We start from the raw sequence: 19800 nt of genomic DNA on the forward strand, positions 1-19800 counted from the left end.
TCGTCGGTGGCGAGACCTGGTGGAACTCGTCCGCGAGGACGCCGACGCCCTGCGCACCGCGTTCCTCCAGCGGCTGCGTCTCGTCCCCGCCTACGCCCGGGGGCTCGTGCCCGCCGAGCGCCTCGAGGCCGACGCCGACGACACGTTCGCCTACCTGCTCGGGCGCCTCGCCGGACGCTCCGTGCCGGAGCGGCTGGGCGGGATCGGGCCCGCGATCGGCCGGGACCGCGCCCGGCGGGGCGTGCCGCTCGACGACCTGCTCACCGCGGTCCGCCAGGACTTCCAGGTGCTCTGGGAGGCCTTCCGCGCCCGCGCGGCACCGGGCGAGGCGGCGCTGCTCGTCGACCACGTCCAGACCGTGTGGTCCGTTGTCGAGGAGTACTCCACGCAGATCCGCCTCGCCTACGAGGAGGAGCAGGCCATCCTGGCCCGGGAGCGTCAGGGTGAGCGGACGGCCCTCGTCGCCGCGCTCCTCGCGGCCGACGACCCCGCGCCCGAGGACGTGACCCGCGCGGCGATCGCGCTCCAGATGGCGGACGACGACGACGTCCTCGTCGTCGCGGCGGCGGGGGAGGACGCGGCGGTGCTCCGGCGGGCGGCGGACCGGTTGGCCGCCGACGGTCGCCCGGTGCACGTGCAGCCGGCCGGTCGGCACAGCGTGCTGCTCGCGCGGTGGGAAGGGTCCGACGGCGCTCCGGTGCGCGCGGCGCTCGAGGGCGTGCGCTGCGGGGTGGGCCCGACGGCCCACGGGCTCGCCGACGTCCCGCGCAGCGCCCGGCTGGCCGCCGAGCTCGCCGACGTCACCGCGGGCGGGCCGGCCGCACCGCGGACCCTCGCGTCGGTCTGGCTCCCGCTGGCCGCCGCACGTCTCGGGGACGTCCGGGCGGACCTGGTGACCGCGGAGCTCGGCGGTCTCGAGGGAGTGGCGCCGCCGGAGCGGGAGCGTCTGGTGGCGACGGTGCGCCGGTACGCCGCGGACGGGTCGGTGCGCGACACCGCCGCGGCGCTGTTCTGTCACCGGAACACGGTGCTGAACCGCCTGCGGCGCGTCGCGGAGCTCACCGGGCGCGACGTCACCGTCCCGGCCGACGCGGCGGTGCTGCTGCTGGCGCTGGCGAGTTCAGCCGAGTGATTTCCTGACGTGGAACGCGAGCGTGGCCGCGAGGCTGAAACACCTCGGTCGGCGTGTCGCGCGAGCGAGGATGTGGCGATCCTGGTGTCACAGGCCAGCGATGCCGCATCGCTAGCAACGGCTAGGACGCGTTACTGGCTGGTATCGCTCGCTGGGCGAGCGATACCAGCCAGTAATCGTGCGGTGCCGTGCGGTGCCGTGCGGTCAGGTCTGACGGCGGCGCAGGGTCATCCACAGGACCGCGGTGCCGACGCCGACGGCGCCGATGACGAGCACCCAGCGCGGGTCGACGCTCGCGAGGGCGCCGGTGAGGGCGAGGAGCGCGACGACGATCGCGGTCAGCCCGGACACGAGGGCCAGCGGGTCGGGTCCGGGGCGGGGCACCGGGGAGGTCTCGTCGGCATCCTCGATCACGTCCACGTCGGGGTGGATCGTGTAGGGCTGGTCGGGGGTCTTGTCATCCACGGCGCACCTCCACGTCTCCGCCGCCACTGATGGCCTGCAGGTCGATCACCGGCCCACCCGGTCCGTCCGGGCCGAGGTCGACGACCCGGCCGGCGTCGACACCGGTGCTGGTCAGACAGGTCACGTCGCCGCCGCCCGACGTGCAGGTGGCGGTCACGTCGGCGTTCTGCGGCACGGTCACGGTGACGTCGCCCGCGCCGCTCTGCACCTGGGTGCGCACCGGGGCCGCCCCGGCGACGAGGCCACGAAGGTCGAGATCCGCGTCGCCGTAGGCTGTCTCGTAGGCGGGCGCGACGGCGTTCGCCACGGGCCGCCACTGCGCGTCGCCGAGGGTCTGGACCGCGCCCGGGCGCTGGTCCCACGGGGCGCCGTCGCCCCACGGTGCCCCGTCACCCCAGGGCGCCCCGCCCCGACCGTCGCCGGCGCTGTTGGCGGCGGCCACGAGCACCAGCGCGAGCGGCACCGCGGCCACGATCAGGCTGCGGCCCTGGCGCCGGAAGGCGCCGACGACCAGCCCGGCGCCCACGACGGCCAGCGCGGTGCCGACGACGGCTGTCGCGCCGAGCGGCACGAGCCCGAGCAGGCCCAGCCCCGCGACGATGGCGGCGGCGACCAGCGCCGCGGCCAGCGTGATCGGTGCGAGCTTCGAGCGCGGCGGCGTCGGCTCCGGCGGCGTGGCCGGCTCGGGCAGGTCCCACGCGAACGGCGCGGCGCCGAGCGGGTCCCACCTGGGCGGCTGCGCCGTTCCCGCGGTCGTGTCCGTGGCGTCGGCCGTCGTGGCGTCACCCGCGACGGCGGGGCGCTGCGGGTCGCGCAGGTGCCCCCGGCTGCGGTGCAGCGCGTAGAGCAGCGCCAGCACGGTGACGACCCCGATGACCGTGCCGAGGTCGCCGGAGAAGGCCCCGACGAGGGCGACGATCCCGAGCAGGGTGCCGACGACGATCGCCCACACCGGCGTCTCGCGGCGCCCCTGCGCGTCCACCCGCGGCAGCACGAGCATGCCGGCCAGGTACACGAGCAGGCCGAAGCCGTAGAACGCCGAGACGACGAACGCGACCCGCACCAGCGTGGGGTCGATCGCGTAGCGCCGCGCGATCGCGGCCGCCACGCCGCCGATCTTGCGGTCCTCCTTGAGACGCGCGGGCCGCGTCTCCCACATCTCGCGCAGGGTCGCGCCGACGTCGGCTCCCGCCGGCGCCCGTGACCCCTGCCCCGGACTGTTCCCCGGACTGCTCACGGCCCTCATCCTCCTCGCTGCGGTCGATCCGGGTACCGACACTGCGGCAGCGATCGCGCCCCGGAATCCGGGAGCCACCCCGGTCCCGCCCCGGAGACGACCCCGAGGACCTCGGGGGTCGCACCGGGCCCACCGGGGGCCGGCGACGTGTGACGATGGTCGACGTGGACGAGGCGACGACCCTGCGCACCGGCACCCCGCCGGCGACCGGGGAGATGTCTGCGCCCACGGAGCCGCCCACCCCGCCGGTCACGGGGCCGGCGATCGCGCGTGTCCGCCGCCGGCGCCAGGGCGCGGTGATCGCGGGCGTGACCGGCGGCGTCGCCGACCACCTCGGTGTCGACGTCCTGCGCGTACGCCTGGTGTTCGTGCTGCTCGTCGCGGCCGCGGGGGCGGGGTTCGGCGCCTACGCCGCGCTGTGGCTCTTCTGCCCGATCGAGCCGCGCGGTGTCCGGCGCGAGGTGCCGGCCCGCGAGCGCCGGCAGGGTCTGGGGCTCGCGACGTTCGGCGTGCTGCTCGCGTTCGTGCTCTCCGGCCTCGGCGGCCAGCTCTCCGGCTGGGTGATCGGGCCGCTGGTCGTGGTCGTCATCGGTGTCGCGCTGGTCTGGCGCGAGGCCGACACCGGCGGCTCGCCGGTCGAGGGCGAGACCGGCTGGCGGTCGCGGTGGCTCGTCGGGCGTCGGCTCGGCCTGCTGCGCCTGCTCGCGGGCGCGGTGCTCGTGGCCATGGGCATCGCGGTCTTCCTGCTGGGCAACGTCGACCTCGGCCAGGTCCAGTTCGGTGTGCTCGCGGCCCTCGCGACGCTGGCCGGCGTCGTCCTCATCACGGTGCCGTGGTGGATGCGGCTGGTGCGCGAGCTCGGCGCCGAGCGCCGCGAGCGCATCCGGGGACAGGAGCGCGCGGACATCGCGGCGCACCTGCACGACTCGGTGCTCCAGACCCTGGCTCTGATCCAGAAGCAGGCCGGCGAGGACACCGCGGGCCGCGAGGTGCGCCGGCTCGCGCGCAGCCAGGAGCGCGAGCTGCGGGCGTGGCTCTACGGTCCCCCGGGCGGCGACGCCGGGCGCCCCGCGGGCTCGACCGACGCGACGCTCGCCGCCGCGCTCGCGAGCGCCGCCGGCGAGGTCGAGGACGACTACGGGATCCGGGTGGCGCCGGTCGTCGTCGGCGACGCCGAGCTCGACCCGAACACCACGGCGCTGGTCGCGGCGGCGCGCGAGGCGATGGTGAACGCCGCCAAGCACGCCGGCGTCGACGAGATCGACGTCTACGTGGAGGTCGAGCCGGACGCCGTCGAGGTCTACGTGCGCGACCGCGGCCGCGGGTTCGACCCCGACGCCGTCCCCGAGGACCGCCGCGGCCTCGCGGGCTCGGTCCGTGACCGCATGACCCGCCACGGTGGCCGCGTGCAGCTGCGCACCACGCTCGGCGAGGGCACAGAGGTCGGCCTCGTGCTGCCCCGCAGCCGTCGCGGCGCCACCCCCGTCGCCGAGGAGACCCGATGACCGAGCCCACCGACACCCCCGAGCCCGTCACCGTCGTCCTCGTCGACGACCACGCGCTCTTCCGGCGCGGGGTGCGCGCCGAGCTCGAGTCGCTGGCCCGGCGCACGGTCAGCGTCGTCGGCGAGGCCGGGTCGGTGGACGAGGCCGTCGCGGTCATCGGCCACCGCAAGCCCGACGTCGTGCTGCTCGACGTGCACATGCCCGACGGTGGCGGGGCCGCGGTGCTCACCCGCACCCGACCCGACCACCCGGACGTCGTGTTCCTGGCGCTGTCGGTGTCCGACGCCGCCGAGGACGTCATCTCGGTGATCCGGGCGGGCGCCCGGGGCTACGTCACGAAGACGATCTCCGGTCGCGAGCTCGCCGACGCCGTCGTGCGCGTCCGGGCCGGCGACGCCGTGTTCTCCCCGCGGCTGGCGGGGTTCGTGCTCGACGCGTTCGCCGACCGCCCCGGCGCCACGGGCGTCGTCGACCCCGAGCTCGACCAGCTGACCCGGCGCGAGCGCGACGTCCTGCGCCTGCTGGCGCGGGGCTGGTCGTACAAGGAGATCGCCGCGGAGCTCGTCATCTCGGTGAAGACCGTGGAGACCCACGTGTCGAGCGTCCTGCGCAAGACCCAGTCGTCGAACCGGCACGAGCTCTCGCGCTGGGCGAGCGACCGCCGGCTGGTCTGAGGGCCTCAGCCGTCGTCGGAGTGGTCGTCCCCGCCGTGCCCGGAGCCGTGCCCGGAGCTCTCGCCGCCACCCGAGTGGTCGTCCTCGCCGTGGTCGTCGCCGGAGTCGCTCCCGGACTCGTGGTCCTCCGCCGCGCGTGACGGCGCTGCCGACGTCGTCGGGGCCGCCTCCGCGAGCGGGGGGTCGAGGGGCAGGCCCGTCGAGGCCGCGCGCGGGCTCGCGCCGTCGACGCTCTCGTCGGTGTCGATCAGCCAGCGGCCGTCGGCGCCGCGGACCATGCCGAGCTCGTGGACCTCGCGGATGCGCTCGCGTCCCTCGGGCACGAAGTCCAGGGTGGCCCGCACGGTGTCGGCGTCGAGGGCGCTCGCGTCGACGACCTGCACCGACGCGATCGTCGCCCAGAACGCCTCGTAGCGCTCGAAGCCGCCGGCCTGCGACTGGAGGTTCGGCCCGAGGCGCGCCCAGCCCGCGGCCTCGTTGCCGGTGACGACGCCGTAGTAGTCGCGGACCGCGGCCACCATGGCGGCCTGCGGGTCCTGCGCCGACCCCGCATCGGGCGCCGCGACGCTCGCGCCGTTCGAGTCGGAGCTCGACGACGACAGCAGCGCGACACCGACGACACCGCCGGCGGCGAGGGCGACGAGCAGGACCAGCACGACGATCGCCGTGGTCGGCCGCCGACCGGGTCGCGGCCGCGAGGGGACCTCCGGGGCGGGCATGCCCTGGCGGGTCGGCGGGCCGGCCGGACCGGACACCGCGGGCCCGGGGCTTGCCCCGCCGGGTCCGGGCATCCACGGGTCCGACGAGTGCCGCGCCTCGGGGACCGACGGCGAGGAGCCCGGCGCGGGGGCGCCGAGCGGGACGAGGTCGGACAGCGGCGGCTCGGCGCGGCCGCCGGCGTGCGCGATGCGGCCCAGTTCCTGGCGGGCCTGGGCGGCGGTGGGGCGCTCGGCGGGGTCGTCGCGCAGCAGCCGCATGAGCAGCGCCGTGAGCGGACCGGCCTGCGACGGCGGGACGACCTTGCCGGCGGCCACCGAGTGCAGCAGGGCCAGCGCGTTGTCGTCGGCGCCGAACGGGGGCACGCCCTCGACGGCCGCGTAGAGGGTGGCGCCGAGGGAGAAGACGTCGGACGCGGACGTCGAGTCGTCGCCGCGGGCGACCTCGGGGGCGAGGTAGGCGGGCGTGCCGGCGAGCATGCCGGTGCGGGTCAGCGTGAGGTCGCCGGTCGCGCGCGAGATGCCGAAGTCGGTGATCTTGACGGTGCCGTCGGCGCCCAGCAGCACGTTGCCCGGCTTCACGTCGCGGTGCACGATGCCGGCTTGGTGCGCGGCGTCGAGCGCGTCGGCCACCTGGCGCCCGATGCGCGCGACCGTGCGCGGCTCGAGCGTGCCCTGCTCACCGAGCACCGCGGCGAGGCTGCGCGAGGGCAGGTACTCCATGACCAGCCACGGCTCGTCGCCCTCGATGGAGGCGTCGAACACCGAGATCGCGTGCGGGTGCTGCAGGCGCGCGGCGATCCGGCCTTCACGCAGCGTGCGCTGCCGCACCTCCTCGGCCTCCCGGTCGTCCAGGCCCGCGTGCAGGAACACCTGCTTGACCGCGACGACGCGCCCGAGACGCTCGTCGGTCCCGCGCCACACCACGCCCATCGCCCCGGAGCCGATGCGCTCCTCGAGGCGATACCGCCCGGCGACCACGCGGGGAGAGCTCACAGGCCGCTCCCCGTCGGTGTGTCCACGAGGGTCACAGTAGAGGTCCCGACCGGGTCACGACCACGCGCCCGTGGCCCGGCACGCCGCTCAGTCGTCCCCGCCGAGCAGGTCGCCCGCGGTGTCGCCGAGGGCGCCGGTGCTGTCCTCGACGGCGTCGCTCGTGTCGTCGACGGTGTCCGAGACCGAGTCGACGGTGTCGTCCACGGTGTCGCTCACCGAATCGGTGGTGTCCTCGACGGCGTCGCTCGTGTCGTCGGCGGTGTCCGAGACCGAGTCGACGGTGTCGTCCACGGTGTCGCTCACCGAATCGGTGGTGTCCTCCACGACCCGCGAGGTCGTGCGACCGACGGCCGGGACGTCGTCCACCGCGTCCCCGGCGGTCCGTCCGGTGTCGCGGACGGCGCCGGTGGCGGTCTCGGTGGCGGGCTCGACGACCTCGTGGGTGGTGTTCCGCAGCGTCGTCCCGGTGGTCTCACCGGTGTCGCGGACGGTGCCCGTGACGGTGCCGGTGGCCGGCTGGACGATCTCGTGGGTGGTGTTGCGCAGCGTGGTCCCGAGGGTCTGCCCGGTGTTCTGCACGAGGCCCGAGGTGGTGTTCGCGAGCGGTGCGACCACCTGCTGCTGGACGGTCCCGACCGTGGTGTCCACCGTGGTGCCGAGGGCCTCGACGGGCACGCCGAGCGGGGCGGGCAGGGCGCCGGCGACGCTGCCGGTCGTGTCGCCGACGAGGTGCCCGACGCCGCCGACGAGGCCGGGGTTCGACCTCGCCGAGGGGTTGTTCCCGATGGTCCCGAGGCCGTCGACCAGCCCGTCCACCGTGGTCCCGAGGCCCCCGGCCAGCCCGTCGACGGTGGTGCCGACGCCGTTCACCGTGGTCGCGAGGCCGTTCCCGGCGTTCGTGACGGTGGTGCCGAGCCCGTTCGCGGCGTTGCCGACGGTGGATCCGACCCCACCGACGACACCGACGACACCCGGGCCGCCACCACCGGGGGTGCCGCCGGGGGTGCCGCCGGGGGTGCCGCCGCCTCCGCCCGGGGGCGCGGGCAGCACGACGCCGCCGGGGCCGCCTGGGCCGGCGGCACCGCCCCCGCCGGGGGGGCCGCGGCACCGGGCGCACCCGCGCCCGGTGCCGCCGCGCCGGGGAACGCGCCCGACGGGGTGCCGGTGAGAGCGCCGCCCCGCCCCGCCCCGGCCACGCCGGCGTTGCCGCCGAGGCCGAGGCCGAGGTCGCTGACCGAGGCGCTGAGGGCCACGCCGCCCGGGACACCGACGCCGGTGGCGCCGAGCACCGAGCCCGGCGCTCCGGGGAGGCCGGGGAGGCCGGGGACCGCGGCGACGCCGGGCGGGAGGGCCCGCGGGTCGCCCGGGTAGGGCACGTCCTCGATGGGCAGGCCCGGCAGCGGCATGCCCGCCAGGCTCGCGATGGTGCCCGCGACCAGGAACGCGCCCGTGCTCGCGCCCAGGGCCCGCCCGCGTCCCACCCGGAACGGGTTGGTGCGCCGGCGCGCCGACCGGCCGGGAGTGGGGGTCGGACGCACCGGCGCGGCGCGGGGTGGGCGGGCGGCGGCGGGCCTCCTCGGCTCGCTCGCCTCGGCGGCGTCGAGGGCGGCGGCGAACGCGAGGGCCTCGGCGAGCTCGGTGGAGTCGGGAGCGTCGTCGGTGGGGTCGTCACCCTCGTCCGCGCTCTCGACCACCGGCTGCGGGCCGGTCAGCCGGATGAGGATCTCGGCGACCGGGATGCCCGCGGTGTGCCGCGCTTCGTCCTGCGCCGGCTCGTCGAGCTGGTCGTCCGCGGGGCGCCGGGGCGCCGGCACGAGCTCGATCCAGTTCTCACCGGTGACCTCCGCGCCGGGCGTGGAGGCCGACTCGACGACCTCCGGGTCGACGTCGGCCGGGAGCGCGGGCGGGGGAACGGTCGGCGGGAGGAGCAAGGTCCCGGCGACCTCGCCCGGCTCGTCGAACCACGCGTGCCGTCCCCCACGCTCGCTCATCTCGTCCGTGCTCCTCGTCCGCTGCTGTCCCGCTGCCGTGCGTGCCCGGTGTCGCCGGACCGCGTCATCCGCATCCACTCCGCGTCAGTGAATAGCTACTCGGACGTCACCGGACGGGGGAGACGTCGTCCGGGGGACGGGTGACCATCGTTCGGGTGTGGTCGCTCAGCGGGCACGTCGACACCATCGATCGACCACACACGTTCGTTAGCCGGACAGGTGCTGCGCCGGGCCCGCTGGGCGCGACGAGCCGACCGTCCGGCTCAGCGGCGGTCAGCGCGGCGGGGCGGCGAGACGCTTGCGGGCGCCCTGGAGCTGGTTCGTCGCGACGAGACCCACCCCGCCGCCGACGAGCAGCGCGATGACGTCCATCGGGATGCCGCCACCCGTGAGGAGCAACGCCACGAGGGCGCCCAGGGCGAGCCCGCCGGCGGCCGGCAGCCGCTTGCGCGCGTCGGTCGCGAGATGCGACGCCCCCGGGCGCTTGGAGGCCACCGACGAGATCATGAGCAGGTAGCCGCCGTAGCCGACGGCGGCGAGCAGGCTGAGCACCGTGACGATCGTGGCGATCAGGTCGATGACCGTTCCCATGACACCAGAGTGCCACCACTCGCGTGAGGTCGGCGCTCGTGGCGACCCCGGTGTTGCTCGGGGTCGCTCCTCGGGGTCGCGCGTTCAGCTGCCGCGGCCGCCGAGACGGCCCCGGCCGAGGCGCAGGAGCAGCATGCCGAGTTCGCGGCCCTCGGCGCCGAGATCGCGGAAGCGGGCGAGCACCTGCATCTCACGGTTGTAGACGATCCGCGGGCCCCCGGCGGCCATCCGCGCCAGGCCGATCCGCTGGGAGATCTCCGTGCGGCGCTGGATCAGCCGCAGGAGCTCGGCGTCGATGCCGTCGATCTCCTCGCGCAGGGCGGGGATCTCCTCGGCGCTCGCGGGGGTGAGCGCCGGGGTCGACGCGGGGTCGTCCTCCGAGGTGGTGGCGGGGGTGGAGTCGCTGGTCGCAGCACTCACGTCGATCGGCCTCCAGGGTGTGTCCGGGTGGTCCACGTCGACCCCGGACACGAGAACGCCCCGGGGTCGGCGAGACTCCGGGGCGGCGTGGGTCGGGCGCGGCAGGCGCGTCAGATGTCCACGGGCACCGGGGTCCGGTACCCGTAGAAAAATCGAACGGTCTGCGCGTGCACGGCTGACATCATGCCACCGTGCTCCCGCGGCGCCAACCGCCCGCTGCGCCGCCCGTCCGCTGTCAGGGGGCCCCGGTAGCGTGGACCGACGATGAGCACCGGTCCCGCCACCCGTCCCGCCGCGTCCGACGCCGGGTCGGGTCCTCCTGCGCGTTCGGCGGCGTCGGCCCTGTCCCGGCGCCTGGCCGCGGCTGCCGCCGGCGGCGGTGACCCGGGGGCCGGCGGGGCGTTGCGCCGCGGGCCGGACCAGCCCGATCCTGCGGACGACCCGCTGCTCGAGGGCATGAACCCACCCCAGCGCGAGGCCGTGATGCACACCGGCTCGCCGCTGCTCATCGTCGCCGGCGCCGGGTCGGGCAAGACGCGGGTGCTCACTCACCGGATCGCCTGGCAGATGCGCCACCAGAACGTCGGGCCGGGCCAGGTCATGGCCATCACGTTCACCAACAAGGCCGCGGCCGAGATGCGCGAGCGCGTCGCCGCGCTGGTGGGCCGCCGGGCGAACGCGATGTGGGTGTCGACGTTCCACTCGATGTGCGTGCGCATCCTGCGCCGCGAGTACCGCCACCTCGAGCTGAGCTCCACGTTCTCGATCTACGACGCCGACGACTCCCGGCGCCTCGTCGCGTCCGTGGCCCGCGGGCTCGACCTCGACGCCAAGAAGTACTCGCCGCGCGGCCTGCTCGCGCGCATCTCGGCGTGGAAGAACGAGCTGGTCGACCCCGTCGAGGCCGCCGACGCCGCCACCACCGAGGCGGAGAAGCGCACCGCCGAGGTCTACACCGTCTACCAACAGCGCCTGCAGCAGTCGAACTCGCTCGACTTCGACGACCTCATCGGCCGCACGGTCGACCTGCTGACGCGTTTCGGAGACGTCGCGGAGTACTACCGGCGCCGCTTCCGCCACATCCTGGTCGACGAGTACCAGGACACCAACCACGCCCAGTACATGCTGGTCCGGGCGCTCGCGGCGGGCAGCGAGGACGGCTCGGTGAAGCCGGCGGAGCTGTGCGTCGTCGGCGACGCCGACCAGTCGATCTACGCCTTCCGCGGCGCGACCATCCGCAACATCGTCGAGTTCGAGCGCGACTACCCCGAGGCGCGCACCATCCTGCTGGAGCAGAACTACCGCTCCACGCAGCGGATCCTCACCGCCGCCAACGCCGTCATCAGCCGCAACGCCGACCGGCGCGACAAGCGGCTGTGGACCGACGCGGGCGACGGCGAGCTGGTCGTCGGCTACGTCGCCGACAACGAGCACGACGAGGCCGCGTTCGTCGCCTCCGAGATCGACCGGCTGGTCGACGCGGGCGAGGTCCGCTTCGGTGAGGTCGCGGTGTTCTACCGCACCAACGGTCAGTCCCGTGTCTTCGAGGACGTCTTCATCCGCCTCGGACTGCCCTACAAGATCGTCGGCGGTGTGCGCTTCTACGAGCGCCGCGAGGTCCGCGACGCCATGGCCTACCTCAAGGTGCTGTCCAACCCCGAGGACACGGTCTCGCTGCGGCGCATCCTCAACGTCCCCAAGCGCGGGATCGGCGACCGCGCCGAGACGGTGGTCGCCGACGCGGCCGACCGCGAGCGCATCACCTTCGCCGCCGCCCTGCGCCGCGCCGCCGCGGGCGAGGTCCACGGGCTGGCCACGCGCTCGCAGCGCAACATCGCCGACTTCGTCGAGATGATGGACGGGCTGGCCGCCACGCTGGTCGAGGGGGCCCCGGTCGACGAGGTGCTCGAGGCGATCCTCGACCGCTCGGGCTACCGCGCCGAGCTCGAGGGCTCCGAGGACCCGCAGGAGCAGTCGCGTCTCGAGAACCTGCAGGAGCTCGTCAGCGTCGCCCGCGAGTTCGTGCAGGACGCGCGCAACGCGGAGGGGCTGGACGGCTCCGCCGACGAGGACGTCCCGGCACCGACCGCCGACGGCGTTCCCGAGCCCGGCTCGCTGGAGGCGTTCCTCGAGCGGGTGTCGCTGGTGGCCGACGCCGACTCGATCCCCGACGGCGGCGACGGCGTCGTCACCCTGATGACGCTGCACACGGCGAAAGGGCTCGAGTTCCCCGTCGTGTTCGCCACCGGGTGGGAGGACGGGGTCTTCCCGCACTCGCGCGCGCTGGCCGACCCGGCGGAGCTCTCCGAGGAGCGCCGCCTCGCCTACGTCGGCATCACCCGCGCGCAGAAGCGGCTGTACCTCTCGCGCGCGGTCATGCGCTCGGCGTTCGGGCAGCCGCAGGCCAACCCGCCGTCCCGGTTCCTCGACGAGGTCCCCGCCGACGTGTGGGAGTGGCGCCGCGTCGAGCCCAGCTCCGAGCGCTCCTCGCCGGTCGGGCGCACCCGGTTCGGCTCCGGGCGCTGGGCGAGCCCCGGCACCGACCTGTCGGGCCGCTCCTCGCGCCCATCGCCGATGCGTCCGGACTGGAAGGAGGCGCCGACCATCTCGCTCGAGGTCGGCGACCGCGTCACCCACGACAAGTACGGCCTCGGCACCGTGGTCACGGTCGACGGCGTCGGCTCCCGGGCCACGGCCACCATCGACTTCGGGTCCTCGGGCACCGTGCGCCTCATGCTCATCGGCGGCGTGCCGCTGACGAAGCTGTAGCGCGCCCCTGCTCCACCCTTCGCGCGCGTGGTGCTCGCCGCGCGCCGTGTTTCTGACCGAAGGGCCCCTTCGCTCGCATAGACGGGCGAGGGGCGCCCTTCGCCGGAACGGGGCGGCGCGCCGACGCCGGGCGAGCGGCACGTTCGGCGGGCGCGCGGGCGCGTCGGTCATGCGCAGGGTGCCGCTCGCGACGCTCCGCGGTATGCACCCGGTGATCACGGGCCGTCATCCACCCCGCGCACGACGAGGGCCCCGGAGCGCGGTGCGCTTCCGGGGCCCAGGCCGTCTTGCGGGGGGAGCGGACTAGTCCTGTGGGGAACCCAGCGAGATGCCGCGCTCGGCGAGCCACGGCAGCGGGTTGATCTTGCGGCCGCCGTCCTCCCACACCTCGAAGTGCAGGTGCGGGCCGGTCGACTGGCCGCGGTTGCCGATCTCCGCGATCTCCTCGCCCGCACGGACCTGCTGGCCCTCGCGGACGTAGGAGCGGTTGACGTGGCCGTAGACGTTGACCGTGCCGTCCTCGAGCTGCACCCGGACCCACTGGCCGAAGCCGCTGGCCGGGCCGGACTCGATGACGGTGCCGTCGCCCACGGAGACGATCGGGGTGCCGATCGGGCCCGCGATATCGATGCCGCGGTGCGACGAGCCCCAGCGGGCGCCGAAGCCCGACGTGAAGCGGCCCTCGGCGGGCTTGACGAAGTCGGGGCGGGCGGCCTCGGCGGCGGCGCGGGCCGCGGCGGCCGCGCGGTCGGCGGCCTTGCTGAGCGAGCCGACCTGGTGGCCGTCGTCGGCGTCGGACGACGACGAGGACGACGACGAGGACGCGGTCTGCGTCGTGTCGCCACCGGTCGACGTCACCGGAAGGACGCCGGAGGTGGCCGCGTCGAGCCCGGTCGCGCTGCCGGCCGACGAGGGGGACGACGGCGACCCCGCCGCGCCGGTGTCGTCGCTCGTGGTGCCGCGGTCGGCGGCGAGGGCGAGCTCGGCGGTGGTCGGGGCGTCGCCGAGGGCCTCGAGGCCGGTGAGGCTGTGGCCCCCGGTCGCGAGGGCGCCGGCGGCCACCGCGGCGACCGCGAGACGGCCGCGCAGGGCCGACGGGCCGCGCTCGGCGGGCGGGGCCGGACGGAGGCCGCGACGCGGGTCGTCGTCGCGGCGCCGGGGCTGGGGGGATCGCTGCGGCGGGCCCGGCGCGGGACGGTGCTCGCGCGGGATCTCGCGGAGGGTCTCGTCACGGGGGACGTCGTGCCGCGCGGGACGACGGTGACCACCGGTGGTCGGACCGGCGGGACGGCCGGGAGCGGGGGCCTGAGGGCCCGGCGGCGGTCCGGGGCGGACCCCGACCGGTCGGCTGGGCAGCGGGCCGGGCGCGTGGGCGGGTCCGCCGACGAAGCCGGCGGCGTCACCACCGCGACGGCCGCCGCGGGCACCGAGCCCGGGCAGACCCCCGGCCAGGCCGGAGAGGTCGGGGAAGCGCGGTCCCGCCGGTCCGCCGGCACCGGCGAGCGCCGGCTGGAGACCGAAGGAACCGAAGAGGGGCGCGGACGGCGGGCGTGGGGAGCTGTTCGCCAAGACCATCCTTCCCGCGGATCGGGGCCGGTCGCGGCGACATGGGGCGGAATTTCGGGGAGTGCCCTGAGGAACGTCGGGGTCGTTCCGTATGTCGTTCGTGACCTGGCCGTGATGAGGACGGCAGGAAGGTAGCGATCAGGTCACGGGCTGAGCAAACAACAGGAGTGCCCCGAGCCGGTCGCTACGCCGTGCGTGCGGGCGTGCGCGCCGAGCGGTCGTGACCGGGTCGGGTGACACCGGTTCGCTCGGTCGGCGGCGGCCCGGGGCGGCCCGGGGCGGCTCGGGGCGGCCGCGGGGCGGCCTCGGAGTGGTTCCGGAGGTCCACGGCCCGCTCGCCGCGGATCCGCGGCCCACCGGCACGTGGCGGCGACCGTTCGACGCGCCGCCGCCCGGGTCACGCCCTCGACGGCGCGGCGTCAGCCCGCGAGCACACCCGTCCGGTCCCGGTTGCTCCGGACGGGCCGCCGGGACAGCAGCCGGGTCACGAGGTGCACCACCTCGGCGTCGACGGTCATCGACAGGTGCCCGACGTGCTCCAGCTCGATCTCGGTGACCTGCAGGTCGGGGTGGGTCAGCCGCGCCGCGCGCTGGGGGATGATCAGCTGGTCCTGACGGCTCCACACCGCCAGGAAGCGCGTGCGGCAGTCCGTGGCCGGCTCCTCGAGCTCGCGCAGCAGGTCGGACCCGGGCTGCAGCTGCACCGGCACGCGCGTGGGCGGCAGGACGTGCGCGATGAGGCTCCCCTCGTGCGGGGTCCCGAGCGTGACGAGCGTGTCCACGCGGGCGTCGCCGCCGAGGCGCTGGACGTAGTAGCGGGCGATGAGCCCGCCCAGCGAGTGCCCGACGACGTGGACCCGGTCGGCGCCGGTGCTGGCGCACAGGCGCTCGACGTGGTGGCCGAGGTCGCGGGCGGCGTCCCGGATGTCGCCGGTGAACGCCGTCAGGACGCTGAAGTTGATCGCGTGCACGACGCCGAACCCGCGGCGGCGCAGGGCGCGGGCGAGCAGCGCGAAGATCGAGCGGTTGTCGACGATGCCGTGCACGAGCAGGACCGGCGTCGTCGAGCTCTCCATGTCCGAGACGACGAGGCTGCGCTGCGCGGGGGAGAGGGTCTCGGTGCGGTGGTGGGCGAACGTGCCCAGTGGGCGCAGCACCTCGTCGACCAGGCCCCACGGGTAGAGCGAGACGTGCACGGCCGTGTAGGCGATCTCGACCGCGAGGCCGCGGACGCCGGCCGGTACCCCGAAGGTGCGCGCGACGTAGCCGAGGCCGCGCCAGACGGCACCGGCGACCGCGGCCACCGGGCGCTCGGGGGGTCCCGGCGTGTCGAAGCTCAGTGCGTCCGCCGGCGCCGCTGCCGGCGACATGACGCCCGTCACGTCCATGGCGTGGACGTTAAGCGTTGTTCACGGGGGATTCCTCTCGAGGGGGACGCCGAACCGATCAAGATCGACCCTGGGTGGGAACCGTTCGGGCCACCCCGGAAACGATTCAGGCCCCGCGCGACCTGCTCGTGTGTCAGGAGTCGCCCCCGTCGCGGCGCCCGGCGCGTCCCGGCGTGGATAGGGTCGCCCGCGCATCCGTCGGGACGTGGGCGCTCGCTGCACTGGAGGGCGCCACGCGACCTCGCCCGGCGACCGCCGTCGGCGGCGCCCGGCGAGTTGGTGAGGAGAGTTCACGAGTGGACCTGTACGAGTACCAGGCGAAGGACCTCTTCGCCGCCCACGGGGTGCCGGTGCTGCCCGGTCGCACCGTCGACACCGCCGCGGAGGCGGAGCGGGCCGCGGAGGAGATCGGCGGTCCGGTCGTCGTCAAGGCGCAGGTGAAGACCGGTGGCCGCGGCAAGGCCGGTGGCGTCAAGCTGGCGCAGAGCCCGGCCGAGGCCAAGGAGAAGGCCGAGGCCATCCTCGGGCTCGACATCAAGGGCCACATCGTCCACCGCGTCCTGGTCACCGCGGCGAGCGACATCGCGGAGGAGTACTACTTCTCCTTCCTGCTCGACCGGTCGAACCGCACCTTCCTGGCCATGTGCTCGGCCGAGGGCGGCATGGAGATCGAGGAGCTCGCGGTCGAACGCCCCGAGGCCCTGGCCCGGGTGCCGATCGACCCGATCGCCGGCGTCGACCGCGCGAAGGCCGACGAGATCGTCAAGCAGGGCAAGCTGCCCGCCGAGGTCGCCGACGAGGCCGCGCAGGTCATCGTCAAGCTCTGGGACACCTTCGTCGGCGAGGACGCGACGCTGGTCGAGGTCAACCCGCTGGTCCGCGACCCGCAGGACGCCGTGGTCGCGCTCGACGGCAAGGTCACCCTCGACGAGAACGCCGAGTTCCGGCACGAGGCGCACGCCGAGCTGGTCGACGAGAAGAGCCAGAACCCGCTCGAGGCCAAGGCCAAGGAAGCGAACCTCAACTACGTCAAGCTCGAGGGCGGCCAGGTCGGCATCATCGGCAACGGCGCGGGCCTCGTCATGTCGACGCTCGACGTCGTCGCGTACGCCGGTGAGCAGCACGGCGGCATGAAGCCCGCCAACTTCCTCGACATCGGCGGCGGCGCGTCGGCCGAGGTCATGGCGGCCGGCCTGGACGTCATCCTCGGGGACGACGACGTGCGCAGCGTCTTCGTCAACGTCTTCGGCGGCATCACGGCGTGCGACGCGGTCGCGAACGGCATCGTCGAGGCCCTGAAGATCCTGGGCGACGACGCCACCAAGCCGCTCGTCGTCCGCCTGGACGGCAACAACGTCGAGGAGGGCCGCCGCATCCTCGCCGAGGCGAACCACCCGCTGGTGACCGTGGTGGGCACGATGGACGACGCGGCCGCGAAGGCCGCCGAGCTTGCCGCAGCCTCCGGCGGAGCCGGCAATTCCACGAAGGCTGGTGCGTGAGATGTCGATCTTCCTCAACGAGAACAGCAAGGTCATCGTCCAGGGCCTCACCGGCTCCGAGGGCATGAAGCACGGCCGCAAGATGCTCGCGGCGGGCACGCAGCTCGTCGGCGGCGTCAACGCGCGCAAGGCCGGCACCAGCGTCGAGATCGACGGCACGAACGTTCCGGTGTTCGGCGGCGTCGAGGAGGCCATGAAGGAGACCGGGGCCGACGTCTCGGTGCTCTTCGTGCCGCCGAAGTTCGCCAAGGACGCGGCCATCGAGGCCATCGACGCCGGCATCGGGCTCGCCGTCGTGATCACCGAGGGCATCCCGGTGCACGACTCGGCCTGGTTCTGGGCGCACGCCACCGCGAACGGCAACCGCACCCGCATCATCGGCCCGAACTGTCCCGGGATCATCTCGCCCGGCAAGTCGCTCGCCGGCATCATCCCGGCGAACATCTCGGGCCCCGGCCGGATGGGTCTGGTGTCGAAGTCCGGCACGCTGACCTACCAGATGATGTACGAGCTGCGGGACGTCGGCTTCTCCACCGGCATCGGCATCGGGGGCGACCCGATCATCGGCACGACGCACATCGACGCCCTCGAGGCGTTCGAGGCGGACCCCGAGACCGAGGCGATCGTGATGATCGGCGAGATCGGTGGTGACGCCGAGGAGCGTGCCGCGGACTACATCAAGGCCCATGTGACGAAGCCCGTCGTCGGCTACGTTGCGGGGTTCACGGCCCCCGAGGGCAAGACGATGGGCCACGCCGGTGCCATCGTCTCGGGCTCCGCGGGGACCGCACAGGCCAAGAAGGAGGCGCTCGAGGCCGCCGGGGTGAAGGTGGGCAAGACTCCCACCGAGACCGCCGACCTCGCGCGCTCCCTGGTCAGCGGCTGACACCCTGCCGTCCCAGCCGACGCCGCCGTCCCCGGGAGGACACCTCATGAGCTCACCGACCCAGGGCCCGCCCCCGGGCGGCCCGTCCGGCCCACGGCCTGGCCAGGCGGCGTCCGGCCCTGGGGGCTGGGGCGCCGGCGGCTCGTACGGGGCGCCCGGACCTCCCGGTGGGGCTCCGTACGGGGGGTCGTCCTGGGCCGGAGCCGGCCAGCAGCAGCCCTACGGGGGCCAGGGTTACGGCGGGCAGCAGGCTCCTGGCCAGCCGTCGGGCCAACAGCCTTCGGGCCAGCCCGGCCAGGCACCCGGCTGGAGTCCGGGGTCTGGCCAGGGGTCTGGCCAGGGGTCGAGCCAGGGGTCTGGCCAGGGGTCGAGCCAGGGCTGGGGCCAGGGAGCGTCGTCCCCGCCCCCGCCCGGCACCGGCGGCTTCCCCGCGGCCACGACGACGATCACCGCCAAGCCGGAGACCGGAGGATCCGACGGCGGCGCCCGGCCCGCAGCGCCGGGCTCGCAGGCCGAGCGCGGCGTCGCGCTGGGCGCGGGGGTCCTCGCGCTGCTGGCCTACCTCTTGACGTTCTTCGGCTCGGCCGAGGCGTCGGGCGTGGCCTCCGACCTCAGCGCGGCCTTCGGCTCGCTGTTCTACCTGCCGCTGGTGCTCGCGGGCGGCCTGCTCACCGCGGCGTCGCTGCTGCCCCGCAGCCCGAACACGCTCGTGCCGGGTGCGGTCGTCGGTGTCACGGGGGCGCTGGCGATGCTGCCGCTGCTCGCCTACGCCGACGCGCTGCTCGTCGTGCAGGTGGTGCTCGCCGTGCTCGCCGCGGTCGCCGCCGTCGTGGCCGCGCTCTTCGGCACCGGCGTGATCAGCGCCCCGGCCGCCCGGCCCGCCTCGTCGGGCTTCGGCGCTCCCGCGGGTGCTGCTCCGGCGGGTGCGCCGGCGCCGCAGCCGACGGTCGCCGGACCGTGGGGCGGGCCGGCGGGACCGCCCTCGGGTGGCATGTCGTCCCCGGGCTCCGTGCCGGGTTCCGCGCCGGGGGCTCAGCCCGGTGCGCAGCAGCACCCCGGCTACGGCGCCCCGGGCTCGCACACCGGACCGGGATCCGGGCAGTTCGCGGCGCCGCGGGGTCAGGCCGGACAGCAGTCCGGACAGCAGTCCGGTCAGCAGTCCGGTCAGCCGGGCAGTCCGGCCTCGGGACCGCCGTCCGGTCCGTTCGGGTCCGGGTACGGCGCGGCGTCGACCACCCAGGTCGTGCCCTCCGCGACCGCCGCCGGCCAGGGTGGCGACGCCTCCCGCGACGAGACGACGCCGAGTGCGACCGGCGCCGCCCCCGGCTCGTCGGGGCCGCAGGGCACACCCGGCTCCCCGGACGCGGCCGGCGCCGCCGGCGCCGCCGGCGCGAGCGCCGCGCCGGCCTCCGGATTCAGCACCTACGGCTCGGGCGAGCCCAGCGGCGGCTCCGGCGACGGTCCGACCACCCCGCCGCAGGGCACGCCGCAGGGGTCGTCCTCCACGCCGGGCTACGGCATCCCCTCCCCCGGCTGGGGCGCTCCGTCGGGCTCCGGCGCGGGGGGCGGATCGACGCCGTCGAACGGCCCGGTCGCTCCGCCGCCGGGTGGCGAGCGTCGCGGCGCCCACGAGTCCGGCGAGGACCCCGGCCGCCCGGCCTCGGAGAACCCGTCCTCCGACGACCGGCGCGGCGAGTGGGGCTCGCCGCGCTGACCCTCGTCGCGCGGTGACCAGGAGAGCGGTACGCACCTCGCGAGTCGCCGAGAGGTGCGTGGCGCTCTCCTGATCTCGCCGGAGAGGCCGCCGTGCGTGACGAGCCGCTGCGGCTCGGCGTGTCGCGCACGAGCCCGTGGCGATCCTGGCGTCAGACGCCAGCAATGCCGCATCGCTCGCACTCCAACCTCACTGATCGTGGCACGTTTCCCTGACGCCGAACGTCTGCGTGGCCGCCACGCCCGGCCCGC

At 75.4% G+C, this 19800-nt stretch carries 16 protein-coding genes; 7 read left to right on the plus strand and 9 right to left on the minus strand.

Annotated elements, in window-relative coordinates; genetic code table 11:
* The first annotated feature begins 19 nt into the window (after positions 1 to 19).
* The gene (locus AC2A1K_RS10785) at positions 20 to 1132 is read left to right on the plus strand and encodes a PucR family transcriptional regulator (protein WP_483896293.1); all 1113 of its coding nucleotides are present in this window, start codon (positions 20 to 22) and stop codon (positions 1130 to 1132) included.
* Positions 1133 to 1336: 204 nt separating this feature from the next.
* Here AC2A1K_RS10785 and AC2A1K_RS10790 read toward each other — a convergent pair whose 3' ends face one another.
* A complete protein-coding gene (locus tag AC2A1K_RS10790) occupies positions 1337 to 1597 on the minus strand; it encodes a hypothetical protein (RefSeq protein ID WP_483896294.1) in 261 nt (86 codons plus the stop codon).
* Complete coding sequence (locus tag AC2A1K_RS10795; protein ID WP_483896295.1) at positions 1590 to 2834, minus strand: PspC domain-containing protein; 1245 nt, start codon at positions 2832 to 2834, stop codon at positions 1590 to 1592. The genes AC2A1K_RS10790 and AC2A1K_RS10795 overlap by 8 nt, the downstream gene beginning before the upstream one ends.
* Positions 2835 to 2989: 155 nt before the next feature.
* Here AC2A1K_RS10795 and AC2A1K_RS10800 point away from each other — a divergent pair, with 155 nt between their 5' ends.
* Positions 2990 to 4339: a PspC domain-containing protein gene (locus tag AC2A1K_RS10800; RefSeq protein WP_483896296.1), complete on the plus strand. Its 1350-nt coding sequence runs from the start codon at positions 2990 to 2992 to the stop codon at positions 4337 to 4339.
* Positions 4336 to 5013 carry a response regulator gene (locus AC2A1K_RS10805; RefSeq protein WP_483896297.1) on the plus strand — a complete coding sequence of 226 codons (678 nt, stop codon included), beginning with the start codon at positions 4336 to 4338 and terminating at the stop codon, positions 5011 to 5013. Before AC2A1K_RS10800 ends, AC2A1K_RS10805 begins: the two co-directional genes overlap by 4 nt.
* A gap of 5 nt (positions 5014 to 5018) precedes the next feature.
* On the opposite strand, the gene AC2A1K_RS10810 is transcribed toward AC2A1K_RS10805, so the two are convergent.
* From AC2A1K_RS10810 to AC2A1K_RS10830, 5 genes are all read right to left on the minus strand, one after another.
* Positions 5019 to 6725, minus strand: a complete 1707-nt coding sequence (locus tag AC2A1K_RS10810; RefSeq protein ID WP_483896298.1) for a serine/threonine-protein kinase — start codon at positions 6723 to 6725, stop codon at positions 5019 to 5021.
* Between the two features lie 87 nt (positions 6726 to 6812).
* On the minus strand, positions 6813 to 7595 hold the full coding sequence (locus AC2A1K_RS10815; protein ID WP_483896299.1) for a hypothetical protein: 783 nt from the start codon (positions 7593 to 7595) through the stop codon (positions 6813 to 6815).
* The gene (locus AC2A1K_RS10820; RefSeq protein ID WP_483896300.1) at positions 7592 to 8716 is read right to left on the minus strand and encodes a hypothetical protein; all 1125 of its coding nucleotides are present in this window, start codon (positions 8714 to 8716) and stop codon (positions 7592 to 7594) included. Before AC2A1K_RS10820 ends, AC2A1K_RS10815 begins: the two co-directional genes overlap by 4 nt.
* 273 nt (positions 8717 to 8989) lie before the next feature.
* Positions 8990 to 9307 (minus strand): hypothetical protein, encoded by a 318-nt coding sequence (locus AC2A1K_RS10825; RefSeq protein ID WP_483896301.1) that lies wholly within the window; start codon positions 9305 to 9307, stop codon positions 8990 to 8992.
* Between the two features lie 84 nt (positions 9308 to 9391).
* Entirely contained in the window at positions 9392 to 9727 is a 336-nt protein-coding gene (locus AC2A1K_RS10830) for a chorismate mutase (protein WP_483896302.1), read from the minus strand.
* A 456-nt stretch (positions 9728 to 10183) separates the two neighbouring features.
* On the opposite strand from AC2A1K_RS10830, the gene pcrA reads away from it, so the two are divergent.
* Positions 10184 to 12496, plus strand: coding sequence for a DNA helicase PcrA (gene pcrA / locus AC2A1K_RS10835; protein WP_483896372.1), 2313 nt, complete (start codon positions 10184 to 10186; stop codon positions 12494 to 12496).
* 303 nt (positions 12497 to 12799) lie between these two features.
* Here pcrA and AC2A1K_RS10840 read toward each other — a convergent pair whose 3' ends face one another.
* Positions 12800 to 13708 carry a M23 family metallopeptidase gene (locus tag AC2A1K_RS10840; protein WP_483896373.1) on the minus strand — a complete coding sequence of 303 codons (909 nt, stop codon included), beginning with the start codon at positions 13706 to 13708 and terminating at the stop codon, positions 12800 to 12802.
* Positions 13709 to 14481: 773 nt separating this feature from the next.
* Complete coding sequence (locus tag AC2A1K_RS10845; protein ID WP_483896303.1) at positions 14482 to 15450, minus strand: lipase family alpha/beta hydrolase; 969 nt, start codon at positions 15448 to 15450, stop codon at positions 14482 to 14484.
* Positions 15451 to 15746: 296 nt separating this feature from the next.
* Between AC2A1K_RS10845 and sucC the strand changes: the two genes are divergently transcribed.
* From sucC to AC2A1K_RS10860, 3 genes are read left to right on the plus strand one after another with little or no spacing between them, the layout of a single operon-like run.
* On the plus strand, positions 15747 to 16949 hold the full coding sequence (gene sucC / locus AC2A1K_RS10850; RefSeq protein ID WP_483896304.1) for an ADP-forming succinate--CoA ligase subunit beta: 1203 nt from the start codon (positions 15747 to 15749) through the stop codon (positions 16947 to 16949).
* Position 16950: 1 nt separating this feature from the next.
* Positions 16951 to 17835: a succinate--CoA ligase subunit alpha gene (gene sucD / locus AC2A1K_RS10855; protein ID WP_483896374.1), complete on the plus strand. Its 885-nt coding sequence runs from the start codon at positions 16951 to 16953 to the stop codon at positions 17833 to 17835.
* 46 nt (positions 17836 to 17881) lie between these two features.
* Positions 17882 to 19549: a DUF5336 domain-containing protein gene (locus AC2A1K_RS10860; protein ID WP_483896305.1), complete on the plus strand. Its 1668-nt coding sequence runs from the start codon at positions 17882 to 17884 to the stop codon at positions 19547 to 19549.
* Positions 19550 to 19800: the final 251 nt, after the last annotated feature.

It is taken from the genome of Actinomycetospora sp. 2LY8.5 (assembly GCF_057180585.1).

Bases quoted from the DNA above. Each gene is read 5' to 3' on its own strand.
- AC2A1K_RS10800 (WP_483896296.1), top strand. From the start codon at position 2,990: ATGGTCGACGTGGACGAGGCGACGACCCTGCGCACCGGCACCCCGCCG.
- AC2A1K_RS10805 (WP_483896297.1), top strand. From the start codon at position 4,336: ATGACCGAGCCCACCGACACCCCCGAGCCCGTCACCGTCGTCCTCGTC.
- AC2A1K_RS10820 (WP_483896300.1), bottom strand. From the start codon at position 8,716: ATGAGCGAGCGTGGGGGACGGCACGCGTGGTTCGACGAGCCGGGCGAG.
- AC2A1K_RS10825 (WP_483896301.1), bottom strand. From the start codon at position 9,307: ATGGGAACGGTCATCGACCTGATCGCCACGATCGTCACGGTGCTCAGC.
- pcrA (WP_483896372.1), top strand. From the start codon at position 10,184: ATGAACCCACCCCAGCGCGAGGCCGTGATGCACACCGGCTCGCCGCTG.
- AC2A1K_RS10845 (WP_483896303.1), bottom strand. From the start codon at position 15,450: ATGGACGTGACGGGCGTCATGTCGCCGGCAGCGGCGCCGGCGGACGCA.
- sucD (WP_483896374.1), top strand. From the start codon at position 16,951: ATGTCGATCTTCCTCAACGAGAACAGCAAGGTCATCGTCCAGGGCCTC.
- AC2A1K_RS10860 (WP_483896305.1), top strand. From the start codon at position 17,882: ATGAGCTCACCGACCCAGGGCCCGCCCCCGGGCGGCCCGTCCGGCCCA.